The 12,340-nt window shown below is 68.3% G+C and carries 13 protein-coding genes; 8 read left to right on the top strand and 5 right to left on the bottom strand.

All coding sequences use genetic code 11. The features are described 5' to 3' along the window. The first annotated feature begins 115 nt into the window (after positions 1–115). The 4 genes from FHU13_RS17585 (at position 116) to FHU13_RS17570 (ending at position 4,806) form a co-directional block, all read left to right on the top strand. Positions 116–2,383 (top strand): transglycosylase domain-containing protein, encoded by a 2,268-nt coding sequence (locus FHU13_RS17585; protein ID WP_183437157.1) that lies wholly within the window; start codon positions 116–118, stop codon positions 2,381–2,383. Between the two features lie 9 nt (positions 2,384–2,392). After that, positions 2,393–3,100: a DUF1214 domain-containing protein gene (locus tag FHU13_RS17580; protein WP_183437156.1), complete on the top strand. Its 708-nt coding sequence runs from the start codon at positions 2,393–2,395 to the stop codon at positions 3,098–3,100. Continuing rightward, positions 3,097–3,705 carry a hypothetical protein gene (locus FHU13_RS17575; protein WP_183437155.1) on the top strand — a complete coding sequence of 203 codons (609 nt, stop codon included), beginning with the start codon at positions 3,097–3,099 and terminating at the stop codon, positions 3,703–3,705. The genes FHU13_RS17580 and FHU13_RS17575 overlap by 4 nt, the downstream gene beginning before the upstream one ends. 615 nt (positions 3,706–4,320) lie before the next feature. Further along, on the top strand, positions 4,321–4,806 hold the full coding sequence (locus FHU13_RS17570; protein WP_183437154.1) for a MarR family winged helix-turn-helix transcriptional regulator: 486 nt from the start codon (positions 4,321–4,323) through the stop codon (positions 4,804–4,806). Between the two features lie 94 nt (positions 4,807–4,900). Here FHU13_RS17570 and FHU13_RS17565 read toward each other — a convergent pair whose 3' ends face one another. Beyond that, positions 4,901–5,263 (bottom strand): c-type cytochrome, encoded by a 363-nt coding sequence (locus FHU13_RS17565; protein ID WP_183437153.1) that lies wholly within the window; start codon positions 5,261–5,263, stop codon positions 4,901–4,903. A 366-nt stretch (positions 5,264–5,629) separates the two neighbouring features. On the opposite strand from FHU13_RS17565, the gene FHU13_RS17560 reads away from it, so the two are divergent. From FHU13_RS17560 to FHU13_RS17550, 3 genes are all read left to right on the top strand, one after another. Continuing rightward, the gene (locus FHU13_RS17560; protein WP_183437152.1) at positions 5,630–7,063 is read left to right on the top strand and encodes an FAD-linked oxidase C-terminal domain-containing protein; all 1,434 of its coding nucleotides are present in this window, start codon (positions 5,630–5,632) and stop codon (positions 7,061–7,063) included. A 102-nt stretch (positions 7,064–7,165) separates the two neighbouring features. Further along, entirely contained in the window at positions 7,166–7,402 is a 237-nt protein-coding gene (locus FHU13_RS17555) for a hypothetical protein (RefSeq protein ID WP_183437151.1), read from the top strand. A gap of 14 nt (positions 7,403–7,416) precedes the next feature. Beyond that, positions 7,417–7,686 (top strand): DUF6894 family protein, encoded by a 270-nt coding sequence (locus FHU13_RS17550; protein ID WP_183437150.1) that lies wholly within the window; start codon positions 7,417–7,419, stop codon positions 7,684–7,686. 16 nt (positions 7,687–7,702) lie between these two features. On the opposite strand, the gene FHU13_RS17545 is transcribed toward FHU13_RS17550, so the two are convergent. Then, positions 7,703–8,551: a 23S rRNA (adenine(2030)-N(6))-methyltransferase RlmJ gene (locus FHU13_RS17545; protein ID WP_183437149.1), complete on the bottom strand. Its 849-nt coding sequence runs from the start codon at positions 8,549–8,551 to the stop codon at positions 7,703–7,705. Between the two features lie 113 nt (positions 8,552–8,664). Between FHU13_RS17545 and FHU13_RS28410 the strand changes: the two genes are divergently transcribed. Then, entirely contained in the window at positions 8,665–9,822 is a 1,158-nt protein-coding gene (locus FHU13_RS28410; protein ID WP_183437148.1) for a DUF563 domain-containing protein, read from the top strand. Between the two features lie 12 nt (positions 9,823–9,834). On the opposite strand, the gene FHU13_RS17535 is transcribed toward FHU13_RS28410, so the two are convergent. From FHU13_RS17535 to FHU13_RS17525, 3 genes are all read right to left on the bottom strand, one after another. Then, positions 9,835–10,509 (bottom strand): ribonuclease T2 family protein, encoded by a 675-nt coding sequence (locus FHU13_RS17535; protein WP_183437147.1) that lies wholly within the window; start codon positions 10,507–10,509, stop codon positions 9,835–9,837. A gap of 96 nt (positions 10,510–10,605) precedes the next feature. Beyond that, positions 10,606–11,073, bottom strand: coding sequence for a hypothetical protein (locus FHU13_RS17530; RefSeq protein WP_183437146.1), 468 nt, complete (start codon positions 11,071–11,073; stop codon positions 10,606–10,608). A gap of 239 nt (positions 11,074–11,312) precedes the next feature. Beyond that, a complete protein-coding gene (locus FHU13_RS17525) occupies positions 11,313–12,302 on the bottom strand; it encodes an extensin family protein (protein ID WP_183437145.1) in 990 nt (329 codons plus the stop codon). Positions 12,303–12,340 lie beyond the last annotated feature (38 nt).

Below are 12,340 nucleotides of genomic sequence, written 5' to 3'. Positions count from 1 at the left end.
GAAGCGAAAGCTCGCGGGTGGGCGTGTGTCCTGATACAGAACGTATCGGGGTATCGTTGTCCGGAGCATCGCTCTAAGCCGACCCGGCCAACGTCGAGAGAAACCGGAATCCGCCTTGCGCCTGCCCAGCCTCAAGACGCTGACGACGCGGATCAGCCGCGCGGCCCTGGCCTTCGATGCCTGGGTGAACGCGAGCCTCTACGAGGGCGGCCATTCCACGACCGAGGCCTACGAGCGCTTCCAGGCGCGGATGCAGGTCTTCTCCGTCCGTGGCTGGAAGCGCTATGCCCTCGACCTGACCAGCGAGGGTGTCACCATCGGTACGGCCGGCGCCCTGCTGCTGCTGTTCCTGGCGCAGCCCGCCTTCAATCTCACCAGCGACAACTGGCTGAAGGCTCAGGATCTCGCCGTCACCTTCCTCGACCGCTACGGCACCGAGGTCGGGCGCCGCGGCATCAAGCACGACGACTCGCTGAAGTTCGACGACTTCCCCGAACTGATGATCAAGGCGCTGCTCTCGACCGAGGACCGGCGCTTCTACGAGCATTGGGGCATCGATCCGATCGGCACGGCGCGCGCTCTCGTCTCGAACTCGTCCGGCAAGGGTGGCATGCAGGGCGGCTCGACCCTGACGCAGCAGCTCGCCAAGAACCTGTTCCTGTCGAACGAGCGCTCGCTGGAGCGCAAGATCAACGAGGCGTTCCTGTCCTTCTGGCTCGAAACGCACCTGACCAAGAACCAGATTCTCAAGCTCTATCTCGACCGCGCCTATATGGGCGGCGGCACCTTCGGCGCGGTGGCGGCGGCGGACTATTATTTCGGCAAGCGCCTGCAGGACATCACGCTGGCGGAAGCCGCGATGCTCGCCGGCCTGTTCAAGGCGCCGACCAAATACTCGCCCAACGTCAACCTGCCCGCGGCCCGCGGCCGGGCGGTGGACGTGCTGCACAACATGGTCGAGGCCGGCTTCGTCACGGAAGGCCAGATCCAGACGGCGTTGCGCAACCCCGCGACGCCGGTGACCCGCACGAAGGACATCACCGCCGACTACTACCTCGATTGGGCCTTCAACGAGGTGAAGCGGATGGCCGATGCGGGCAAGCTCCGCAACGACCGCGTGCTCACGGTGAAGACGCCGCTCGACCTCTCGATCCAGCGCTCCGCCGACCAAGCGGTCGAGAACATGCTGCGGCGGCTGGGCGACCAGTACGACGTGGACGAGGCGGGCGTGGTGATCCTCGATCCGGATGGCGCCCTGCGTGCCATGGTTGGCGGCGCCGATTACGGCGAGAGCCAGTTCAACCGCGCCACCGATGCGCTGCGCCAGCCGGGCTCCTCGTTCAAGCCCTACGTCTACGCCGCGGCCCTGGCGTCCGGCCTGTTCAAGCCCGACACGCCGGTGGTGGATTCGCCGGTCTGCGTCGGCAACTGGTGCCCGCAGAATTACGGCCGCTCCTATTCCGGCCGCCAGCCGATGTGGCTCGCGGTGGCGAAGTCGGTCAACACCATCCCGATCAAGGTCACCACCGCTATCGGCAAGGGGATGGGCATCACCCACGAGTGGAACGCGGCCAAGGCCGGGCGGGCCAAGATCATCCAGCTCGCCAAGGCGATGGGCGTCACGACCCCGCTGACCGACACGCCCTCCCTGCCGATCGGCGCCACCGAGGTGACGGTGATGGATCAGGCGGCGGGCTTCGCGGTCTTCGCCAATGGCGGAAAGGTCGCCAAGCCCTACGTCGCCACCGAGGTGCGAAATTCCAGCGGCGAGGTGATCTACCGCCACGCCGACGAGAAGCCGGTGCAGGTGCTCTCGTCCCAGGTGACGGCGGATATGAACTACATGCTCAACAAGGTGGTCGAGGAGGGCACCGCGCGAAAGGCCCAGATCGAGGGCGTGAAGGTCGCGGGCAAGACCGGCACCACCAATGGCTACCGCGATGCGTGGTTCGTGGGCTACACCGGCAACTATGTCGGCGCCGTCTGGTACGGCAACGACGACCACAGCCCGACCAACAAGATGACCGGCGGTTCGCTCCCCGCGATGACGTGGCACGAGATCATGGCACCCGCCCACCAGGGCATCGAGCTGAAGCCGATGCCCGGCCTGAACGACCGCAAGGGCGCGCCGCAGGCCGCCCAGGCCCAGGCCGACGGTGCGGCGGCGGCCGCCAGTTCGAGCGGCCGGCTCTCGCGCCGCTCCTTCGAAGTGCTGTCGAGCCTGAACGGCCTGTTCCGCAACGTCGAGACCAGTCGCTCCGCCTCTAAGCCCGATCCGGCGCGCTCCGGCGCCGTTGCCCCCGACCGGATGCGGCCACCCGGCCTCGCACCGGTCGACGTCGCCGAGGGCGCGCGCGCCTCCGGCGGCTTCGGGACGCCCTGAGGCCGCTTCATGGCTCTGTCGAGTGGAATCGGCCCGGCGACCGGAGCCCCTGGGCGTGAGGATGCGCGTCGGGATCTGCGTGAGGATCAATCCTCACGCCTGCGCCGCCTCGCGCGGAACGCAGCCTTACGCAGTTCTCGGGTCGGGCTGTTCGTCTACGCGCTGACCCTCGGCGGCCTTCTGGGCCTCGCCAGTGCCGACTATGCCACCAGCGGCGGCTATCCCTTCGGCGGAACCGCGATCGGGAGTTGGACGGCGTGGCCGCGGGCGGGCTCGCTCGACTCCGACCCCTATGCCCGCGCCGTCAATGCTCGCCGCGGCGACATTCCTCTCGCGGTCGGCGAGGGCATGCTGCTGACGGCGGCCAGCGACGACGACGGGCGCATCCTCGACGCCGCCTGTACGTACCGCCTCGCGGGAGTCACGCCCCCGGCACGCGCCTGGACGATCACTGTGACTGGTCGCGGCGCGTCTGCAGCCGGGCAGGAGCCCGTGCGAACGAGCTTCACCTCTACCGAGATCCTGCGCGAGACCGACGGCCGCTTCGCGATTCTGCTCAGTCCCGAGGTTCAGGCGGGCAACTGGCTGCCGATGCCGCGGCCCAGCGGCCCGGTGCGCTTGGCGCTTCGCCTCTACGACACACCGGTCGCCGCGAGCGTCGGCTCGCTCGACCGCGACAGCCTGCCGGCGATCGAACGGACGGGGTGCGGTTCATGAGCCGGAGCGCCTTCCTCCTCGCCACCGCCTGCGGTCTCGTCATCGCCGGCATCGTCCACATCGCAACTGTGCTGGCGATTCCGCGCTTTTCGGAGGGTGACGCCTTCACCCGCGCCCGGGCGAGCGAATCCCTCGACCACCCCTTGCGCATTCACGGCCTGGCGGGCGGTCCGTCCGCTTCGGGCGGGGAGTGGCTGCCCAATCCCGACCCGGCGGTCTCGGTCGGCGTATGTTCCTACGATCTCGACGACGGGCCGATGCGGGTCTCAGCCCAGGCCGGCTCGCAGATGCTCTCGGTCTCGATGCACAGCCGCCGGGGTGCCTTCTACGCGGTTACCGATCAGGCGGCGGTGCGCGGCGGCCTCGACCTCGTGGTGATGACCCGCGCCCAGTACGACGAGGCGTTGGCCAACGACGTGGCCGGCGAGGTGACGCGCGACGTGCGCATCATCGCGCCCGCCCGGCGCGGATTCGCGGTGGTTCGGGTCATCGCGGCCCTTCCGAGCGAGCGCGCCGTGGCCGATGCGGCGGTGCAGGCGGTCTCGTGCACCATCGACAGCCCAGCCGAGCCGACCGGGGACGATGCGGGGAACGGCAAGAGCTAGAGCATCGTCCCGAAAAGGTGGCCACCGGCTTTCGGAAAAAGACGATGCCAAAACAAGCGGTGAGTGCGTCGTCCTGGATCCGACACCCAGGACCACGCACTTGAGCTGCTCCGCGCGGCGTGACCGCCCGCGTGCGCTCTCTGAGCCGTAGGCGGCCCCTACAGGACACTGGCACGGAGCACCGCGTGGCTTCGTTCTTGAACCGGTTGCGAAGCGGCGCTCGCGAGACGCACCCCGATCTCCGCATTTTCGAGGCACGAACGGATGTTTCCTGCCGGTTCAGCTCGGCAGCGCGACTTTCATGCGGATGACGGCAGAAGCCATGCGCGTGGTTCGATTGTACCCACGACGATTTTTCTTTACGGTCTGGACCTTAGGACCGTCGCACGGATTCCGCCGCGCGGCTGCCGTCGGTCGGGATGTCTGTCGCGGAAGATTACAGAGCCGAGAGAGGCTGCTGCCTTCCGTGCAGGGGTCTTTTCCGAAGGTGTCGGTGGATCGCGTGGCGGTCCAACGATTCGCGAAGGCGGCTCGCCGCCCCCATATCTGCCGGTGTCAGACCCGTCCGCGGGTTCGAAACGCCAGTGCGCCGTGCGCGCACCGAGGATGAGTGTCATGAGTCAAACGGGCCGCGATGACCCGCAATTCTTGGACAACCAACTCTGCTTCGCCGTCTACGCGGCGGCGCACGCCTTCGGTCGCGCCTACCGCAGCCTGCTGGCCCACCACGAACTGACCTACCCACAATATCTCGTGCTTCTGGTGCTGTGGGAGGAGGAAGGCCTATCGGTCAAGGAGATCGGCAGCCGCCTCTTCCTCGATTCCGGCACCCTGACGCCCCTCCTCAAGCGCCTGGAGGCTTCGGGGCATGTCCGCCGCGCCCGCGACCGGCCGGACGAGCGCCAAGTCAGCATCTTCCTCACCGACAAGGGGCGCGGCCTCAAGGGCAAGATGGACTGCCTGCCCCACACGGTGGGCGGCATGACCGGGATGACCCTCGACGCGCGGCGGGCGCTGCTCGACAGCCTCGCTCTGATGCGTGACGAGCTTCATGCCCGCGCCGGAAGCACCGAACTGGCCGCGGCGAACGCGCCCGGCTGACGGGCTTATCCCGATCATCGGCCGGAACGAAAAAGCCGCCCCGAAGGGCGGCTTTCCGTTTCTCAGACGGCGACTTGAAGACGCCGATCCGGACTTAGGACTTGGTCTTGAGGTAGGCGATGATGTCGTCGACCTTCTTCGGGTCCTTGATGCCGGGGAAGACCATCTTGGTGCCGGGCACCTTCTTCTTCGGGTCGGTGAGCCACTCCTTGAGGTTGGCCTCGTCCCAGGTGATGCCGGACTTCTTCAGCGCATCGGAGAAGGCATAGCCATCCGCGCCCTCACCGGCCTTCGCACCGACGACGCCCTTCAGGGTCGGGCCGACGCCGTTCTTCTCGAAGTTGTGGCAGGCCTTGCAGGGAGCGAACGCCTTCTCGCCGGCGGCAGCATCGCCCTCGGCATGGGCGGCGACAGGAAGCAGCAGCGCGAAGGCGGCGCCGAGGATGAGATGACGCATCGTTTTTTTCCTCCTTGGAACGGCCGAAGCCGGCTTGCTTATGGCAGAGCTTTTAGCCTTAGAACAGATATAGACTAAGCCGGGCAGGCGTCCAGCCGAGGTCGCTTCACGAACACGCTCACGCTGCTTTCGGTGGCTGCATGGGTCGGCGGGAACCACTGTGCGTCTCGAACGTGTTTCGGCTAGAATGTGCTTCCGGCGTCGTCCGAACGGGTTTGGGCTGTGGCGGCTGAAGCGGGGCTGAAGGCCGCGAGCCGTGCCTGTGGATGGCCGGACGACAGAAGCGCTCACCACGGGATTGGTCTCGGTCCGTGAGAGCGCGTCCGAGCGAAGACGTCGAACCGATTTCTGGAGGAGATGCCGGCCATGTCGATCGCCTTCCCCGCACCGGATGCGGATGTCGTCGCCCGCCGTGAGGCGATCATCGAGGGGCTTTCCGCGCTGGTGGCACCGGAGGCTCTTGTGACGACGGAGGACGAGCGCCGCGCCTTCGAGACGGACGGGCTCACCGCCTATCGCAAGATGCCGCTGGCCGTCGTGCTGCCCTCCACGACGCGGGAAGTCTCGGCGGTGATGGCCTTCTGCCATGCCAACGGCGTGCGGGTGGTGCCGCGTGGCGCCGGCACATCGCTGGCCGGCGGGGCCATCGCCCAGGAGGACGCGATCATCCTCGGGGTGGGCAAGATGACGCGCATCCTCGATCTCGATTTCGCCAACCGCATCGCGCGGGTCGAGGCCGGCATCACCAATCTCGCGATCTCCGGGGCGGTGGCGCATGAGGGCTTCTTCTACGCGCCCGATCCGTCGAGCCAACTCGCCTGCACCATCGCCGGCAACATCGCCATGAATTCCGGCGGCGCGCATTGCCTGAAATACGGCGTGACCACCAACAACCTCATGGGCGTCACGCTCGTGACCAACGACGGCACCGTGGTCGAGCTCGGCGGCGAGCACCTCGATGCCGCCGGATACGACCTGCTCGGTCTGATCTGCGGCTCGGAGGGCCAGCTCGGCATCGTCACTGAGGCGACCGTGCGCATCCTGCGCGCGGCCGAGGGCGCGCGTCCGGCACTGGTCGGGTTCTCTTCGGTCGAGGATGCCGGCGCCTGCACCGCGGCGATCATCGGCGCCGGCATCATTCCAGTCGCCATCGAATACATGGACCGCGAGGCGATCCTCATCACCGACGACTTCGCCAAGGCCGGCTATCCGCGCGACGCCGCGGCGATGCTCATCATCGAGGTCGAGGGCTCGGACGAAGAATGTGAGGATATGCTGGCGCGCATCGAGGCGATTGCCGCAGGGTTCAACCCGACCAGCATCCGCGTCTCGAAATCGGAAGCTGAATCCGCCGCGATCTGGAAGGGCCGCAAATCCGCCTTCGGTGCTACGGGGCGCATCTCCGACTACATCTGCATGGACGGCACGATCCCGACTGGTCAGCTCGGCCACGTGCTGGAGCGCATCGAGGCGATCTGCGCGGAGCAGGGCCTTCGCGTCGCCAACGTGTTCCATGCCGGCGACGGCAACCTGCACCCGCTGATCCTGTTCGACATCAACAAGCCGGGCGAACTGCAGAAGGCGGAGGCCGCGGGGGACGCGATCCTCAAGCTCTGCGTCGAGGTCGGCGGCTGCCTCACCGGCGAGCACGGCGTCGGCATCGAGAAGCGCGAGTTGATGCGCTTCCAGTACGCGCAGGAGGATCTCGAACAGCAGATGCGGGTGCGCAACGTGTTCGATCCGGCCTGGTTGATGAACCCGGCCAAGGTGTTCCCGCTCGAGGGCCGGGTGGCGGCCTGATCGGTCGCGGAACGGATGCGGTCCCGGTCAGTTGGCGTCTCACCCGATCGCATCGACCCGGAACATCGATTCCGAGCGATGCTTCAACGAGAGGCTTACGCGATGAAGCATCCGATTCTGACTGCTGCCGTCCTCGCCGTCGGCGTTGCGGCCCTCGCCGGTCCGGTCGAGGCCAAGGGCTGCCTCAAGGGCGCCGTCGTCGGCGGTGCGGCCGGTAGCATGGCGGGCCACGGCAAGGCCGGTGCCGCCGCCGGCTGCGCCATTGGCCACCATGAGGCCAACAAGAAGGACAAGTCCGGCGGACAGGACCCGCAGCAAGGTCAATCCCAGTCCAAGTAAGCGAAGCGTTCCCCGTGCCGCGCTACTTCTTCCACACCCGCATCGCCGCCGACACGCTCACCGACGAGGAGGGCGTGGAGTTGCGCGATCCCGATCAGGCGTGGCGCGTGGCGCGGGCAACGATCCGGGCGAGCCTGGAGGACGAGGGCAGCGACCCGCGTCTCGTCGCGGCTATCCTCGTCGTCACCGACGAGGATGGCGACGTGGTCCTGGAATTCCCCTTCGCCGAGGCGATCGCCGACTTGGACGATCCGCCCGAGTCGGGGGAGGGGACCCTGCATTGAAGGGGCCGTCGCTCTTTCACCCCTCCGGCCCGAGCCGTTCGCAGCGGAACGCACCGTAGCCGCTGCGGGCCAGCCTCTCTGCCAGGGCCGGCAGGAACACCTCCGCTTCGGCCGCCAGCGTCCAGGGCGGGTTGACGACGACGAGGCCTGTGCCGGTGAGCCGCGTGGGATCGTCGGGCCGCTCGATCATCAGGTCGAGGCGAAGCGCTGGCCGCTCCAGCCCCGCATCGAGCGCGGCCGCCATGCGGTCCACCGCGGAGACGTCCTTGATCGGGTACCAGCCGAGATAGATCCCCGTCGGCCACTTCTTCACCGCCTTCAGCAGGTGGGCCCCCAGACGGTCGATCTCGCCGCGCTCCTCGTAGGGCGGGTCGATCAGCACGAGGCCACGGCGCTCGGGCGGCGGGATCAGGGCGTTGAGCGCCGTCCAGCCGTCGAGATGCATGGTCTTGGTGCGGGAATCGCTGGCGTAACGCTGCGCCAGTGTCTGCGCGTCGGCCGGATGCAGTTCCACGAACACCCCCTTATCGCCCGCTCGCAGATGCTCGTGGATGATCGCGGGCGAGCCGGAATAGGTGGTCGCGCCGTGGCGTGCCCGCACTGCCGCGACCGCCGCCCGATAGGGCGCGAGCAGGGCTTCGACCTCCGGCCCGAACGGCGTGTCGAGCCGGCCGAAGCCGTCATGCCATTCCCCCGTGCGCCCGGCCTCATCCGCTTCGAGATCGTAGACGCCGAGGCCCGCATGGGTGTCGATGGCGCGGAACGGCTTCGGCTTGGCAGCGAGGTGTGCTAGCACGCGAGTCAGCACGAGGTGCTTGAGTACGTCGGCGAAGTTGCCGGCGTGGAAGGCGTGGCGGTAGTTCACCGGACGGCCGGGGACGGTGTCCGATCTGTGTTTCGACGTGATCGGACCATGGTGGCAGCTTCCGCGTATCGAGGTTTCAGGCGATGGGCGACCGAGCGGACCCGGTGAGTCCCGTGCGGCCGGCCCCCATCTCCGTCATGGACCTGACCGACCGCAGGACCATTGCCCGTGGGCGTGAGCCGGATCCGGAGCGGGTCATCCAGCCCTCCTTCAACGGCCAGGACCCGACCGCCCTCCTGAAGCAGGTTCCGCATCGCGGCACAACCCTGCCGCCGCGGCTCGACATCATCACGATTCCCCGGGGCTATGTCTGGTTCGGCCCCGGCGTCGACGGGATCGCGCTCACCGCCGAAGGGCGTCCCGTCGCCGAGACCGCGATGTTCGCCCGCGGTGACGCGACCGTTTCGGAGGCGCGGCTTCGTGAGGCTATCGACGTCGCTGAGGATTGGGTCACCGTCGTCGATTGCGGCTGGGACAACCACTACCACCTGCTGACCCTGGCGATGCCGAAGCTCCCCTTCGCCCGCCGGCACCTGCCGGAGGCGGCTCTCGTCCTTCCCGCTCGCCGCCCGACCCCGGCGGCAGATGGACGGCCGGCAATGCTTGACCAGCTTCTCGCCCTGGACCCGGATGGAGGGCGCATCCGTCCTGTGGCGGACGGCCTCTATCGCCCGCGCAACCTCCATCTCATCTGGCCGAACCACTCGCAGGCCGCCGCCCTCCATCTGCACGACGAGACCTTCGCTTACTTCGACACCCTCGCTCAGGCTGCTTCCGCCGCGCCGGCCCGTGGCGGCCCGCAGCGGATCTTCATCGAGCGCGTGCGCGACACGCGCCTCCTCGATCCCTATGCGATCCGCAGTCTCGACCGCCTGCTCGCCGCGCACGGCTTCGAAAAGGTTCGCCTCGAACAGCTCGACATGGCCGGTCAGATCCGGCTGTTTGCCGGGGCGACGCATGTGGTGGCGGCCCACGGTGCCGGCCTGAGCAACATCGTCTTCGGCTCGCGCCGCTTGCGAGTCCTGGAGCTGAACCTCGATCTCGACGGCGGCGGCACGCTCCGGCCGTGGTTCCTGCTCCTCGCCGCCGGCCGCGGGCAGCACTACCAGTACCTGAACGCCTCGGCCTGCGAGCTGGCCGACCTCACCCTCGGGCTCGCCTTCGACCGGCTGATGGGAACGGGCCGCCACGCCGCGCGGCTGCGGCTTCTCCGCCTGCGGGGTCGTTTTGAACGGATGATGTCACGCTGGACGGGCCGGCGCAGAGCCTGACGCCACGGAGGCTCACTGTGCCGCTTCGACCGATACCTCGCCCGCCCGGCAGTTCTGGCGCGCGACCTCGGGGCAGGGAGTGAAGCCGCGCAGATCCTTCGAGAAGCAGATCCGCACCTCCTGCAACTGCCCGCGGCGGCAGGTCACCGACATCATGTCCGGACGCAGGCCCTTATTGGCCAGCACGAACTGCCGGGCGATCTCGATGGGGGCGGCCCGCATGTCGCCCTGCGGCTTCACGAAGGCCTCGGGGATCGTCACCGCTTCGCGGGCCGTCTTTACCGCCTTGAAATAGGCGAGCGGATCAAGCCCCGAGCAAGTGCCGTGGGTGCGCCACTCGTGGCGGGCGAGCCCCTCGCTCGGCATGATTTCGCCCGCGGCCTCGACCGCATTGCGGGTGAGCGGGCGCTCCACCGCCGAGCAGTTCGAGGGATAGCCGCGCTCGTATTGCGGCCACAGCCCGTGCACCACGAAGCCGAGGCCGCGCCCCGGCGCGCATTGTCCGTTGCGGTCGCGGCGCGCACCGTCGCCGTCGCAGTAGGTCGGCGACCACGAGAGTGACAGCACGTAGAAGTCGAACGCACCGGGCTCGCCGCCGCGTCGAAAACCGCCGAAATCCTGCGCCTGCGCACCGGAGGCCAGGGTGAGGCCGAGGGCCAGGGCGGCGAGGCGGTGAAGGCGGGGCATGGACGGGACTCAGGGTCGGGACGCCTCAGGACGATGCCGGGCGCAGCCTACAAGTCAAGCTTGTACCCGCCGCGCTCCCGCGTTTCCCGCTCCCGATCAGGGACGAGCCATCCGGCAGGCGGTGGCGTAGGCGTAAGCGTTGTTGCGGTCGAGGCCGTGGACGCAGAAATCGACGCCCCAGGTCGAGCCGATGATGCCGAGGCTCTCGCGCACCGAGTAATCGACCTTGCGCCGCACGCCATCCGAGGTCGTGGCGAGCGCCGAGCAGAAGCGGCGCGGAATGAAGTCAACGCCGTAGGGCCGCCACGCCGTGCGCTCGATCCGCTCGTAGGATACGATCGTCAGCGACGAGTTCCAGAACTTCGCCTCCTTCTCGGCAAACTGGGTCGAGACCTTCTCCAGAACGTCGGTGTCCTGGCAACCGGGAATGTCGGCGTCGTAGGGGAAGGTCTGCTCCTCGGCCGGGGAGATCTCCTCGCGGCCGGAGCGGGCGAGCGCCGGCAGCACGGAGGAAGCCGTGAAAAGGCCGAGCGCCAGGACGGCGAGGGGAAGGTACGGGCGCATGCCGCTCTGATCCGCCTGTTGAGGGTGCCGTGGCGCAACACCGCTCTCGCGGAGCGTGGCGCGGCGGGCACCGGATGGGCGAAAGACGATGCGCCGCGCTCGTGCCAAGTCAAGCTTGGTCCGGGCAAGGGCGCCGCTTTTGGCCGGCCCTGGGGTGTGCCGGGCACACCTCATGACTCGTCATCGTCTCGTCATCGTCCCGAAAGCCGGAAACCACCTTTCGGGACGATGTGCGCTGATTAGTAGATCGGCTCGTCCGAAGCGTGATCCGAAGCGTGGGGCGCGGCGAGCGACAGGGGCTCGTAGGCCGCGTCATGCGCCGGGACCGGGGCGCGCGCTCGGCTGGGAGCCGGCGCCGCGGCGTAGGCCGTGGGGGCCGGGGCGGCCGGGGCACGGGCGACCCGCGTACCGGTGGTGCGAGACGAGGTCGGCGCGACGCCGTAGGGGTCGTCCTCCTCCACGTCGATCGGCGCCTGGGTCGGGATCGTCTGGCGCGAGGGCGGACGGGGGGAGGCCAGCGGACGGGGCGAGCCGTCGGCGGCGGTGAGCTGCGACTCGAACTTGAGCAGCGGCTTGCAGATGCGCTTCAGACCGCGCGGGTCGTGCATCGCCAGGTCGACGTGGATGTGGTCGTAGTGGAACACGTTGGATCCCGGTGCCAGCACCGTCGAGAACCGGGCGCAGGCTCCTACGAAGACTTCGCGCAAAAAGGCCTGCTCGGCCTCGGTGCCGCGCCAGCCGCCCTTGACGGTGATGACGTGGCCGTCGGCCAGCGTGAAGGACATGATGTCGAGCGCGTTGCCGAAGGAATGCTCGGAGAGCTTGGCGCCAGCCTGATTGTTGCGGCCGCGGCAGGAATAGGAGCCCGCGTTGATCTCGGCCACCGGCACGCCGAAATAGAGGTTGGCGGCAGGCTGGATCGTGTCGGCGAGCCACGCTTCGGCCTCGGCGAGCGCCGGGCAGGCGAGTGTCATGCGCTGCTTGAGCGCCACCGTGCCGCCGCCGAGCTTCGTCACCCGGAAGGGCTGCTGCATCCCGCAGGGGCCGGGGCCGTCGATCTCCTTGGCAAGCGAGACATAGGCCGTCGGCTGCACCAGCTTGCGGGCGATGCACATCTGTTCGGCCTGGTCGCGCCATGCCTCCCGGCGCTCGAACCGGTTGATTGCACAGCCCGTGAGCCCCGCGCCGAACAGCACCAGGGCCGAGAACGCTAACGCTTTACGCCACATGGAGGGGACGATGCGCACCGTCGCGTAAACGAGCCGCT

The organism is Methylobacterium sp. R2-1 (assembly GCF_014191355.1).
Lineage (GTDB): Bacteria > Pseudomonadota > Alphaproteobacteria > Rhizobiales > Beijerinckiaceae > Methylobacterium.
This window is presented reverse-complemented; position numbering and strand designations above follow the sequence as displayed.

Coding starts and splice junctions, on each gene's coding strand:
- FHU13_RS17580 (WP_183437156.1), top strand. CDS start 2,393: ATGGCTCTGTCGAGTGGAATCGGCCCGGCGACCGGAGCCCCTGGGCGT.
- FHU13_RS17575 (WP_183437155.1), top strand. CDS start 3,097: ATGAGCCGGAGCGCCTTCCTCCTCGCCACCGCCTGCGGTCTCGTCATC.
- FHU13_RS17570 (WP_183437154.1), top strand. CDS start 4,321: ATGAGTCAAACGGGCCGCGATGACCCGCAATTCTTGGACAACCAACTC.
- FHU13_RS17565 (WP_183437153.1), bottom strand. CDS start 5,263: ATGCGTCATCTCATCCTCGGCGCCGCCTTCGCGCTGCTGCTTCCTGTC.
- FHU13_RS17560 (WP_183437152.1), top strand. CDS start 5,630: ATGTCGATCGCCTTCCCCGCACCGGATGCGGATGTCGTCGCCCGCCGT.
- FHU13_RS17555 (WP_183437151.1), top strand. CDS start 7,166: ATGAAGCATCCGATTCTGACTGCTGCCGTCCTCGCCGTCGGCGTTGCG.
- FHU13_RS17535 (WP_183437147.1), bottom strand. CDS start 10,509: ATGCCCCGCCTTCACCGCCTCGCCGCCCTGGCCCTCGGCCTCACCCTG.
- FHU13_RS17530 (WP_183437146.1), bottom strand. CDS start 11,073: ATGCGCCCGTACCTTCCCCTCGCCGTCCTGGCGCTCGGCCTTTTCACG.
- FHU13_RS17525 (WP_183437145.1), bottom strand. CDS start 12,302: ATGTGGCGTAAAGCGTTAGCGTTCTCGGCCCTGGTGCTGTTCGGCGCG.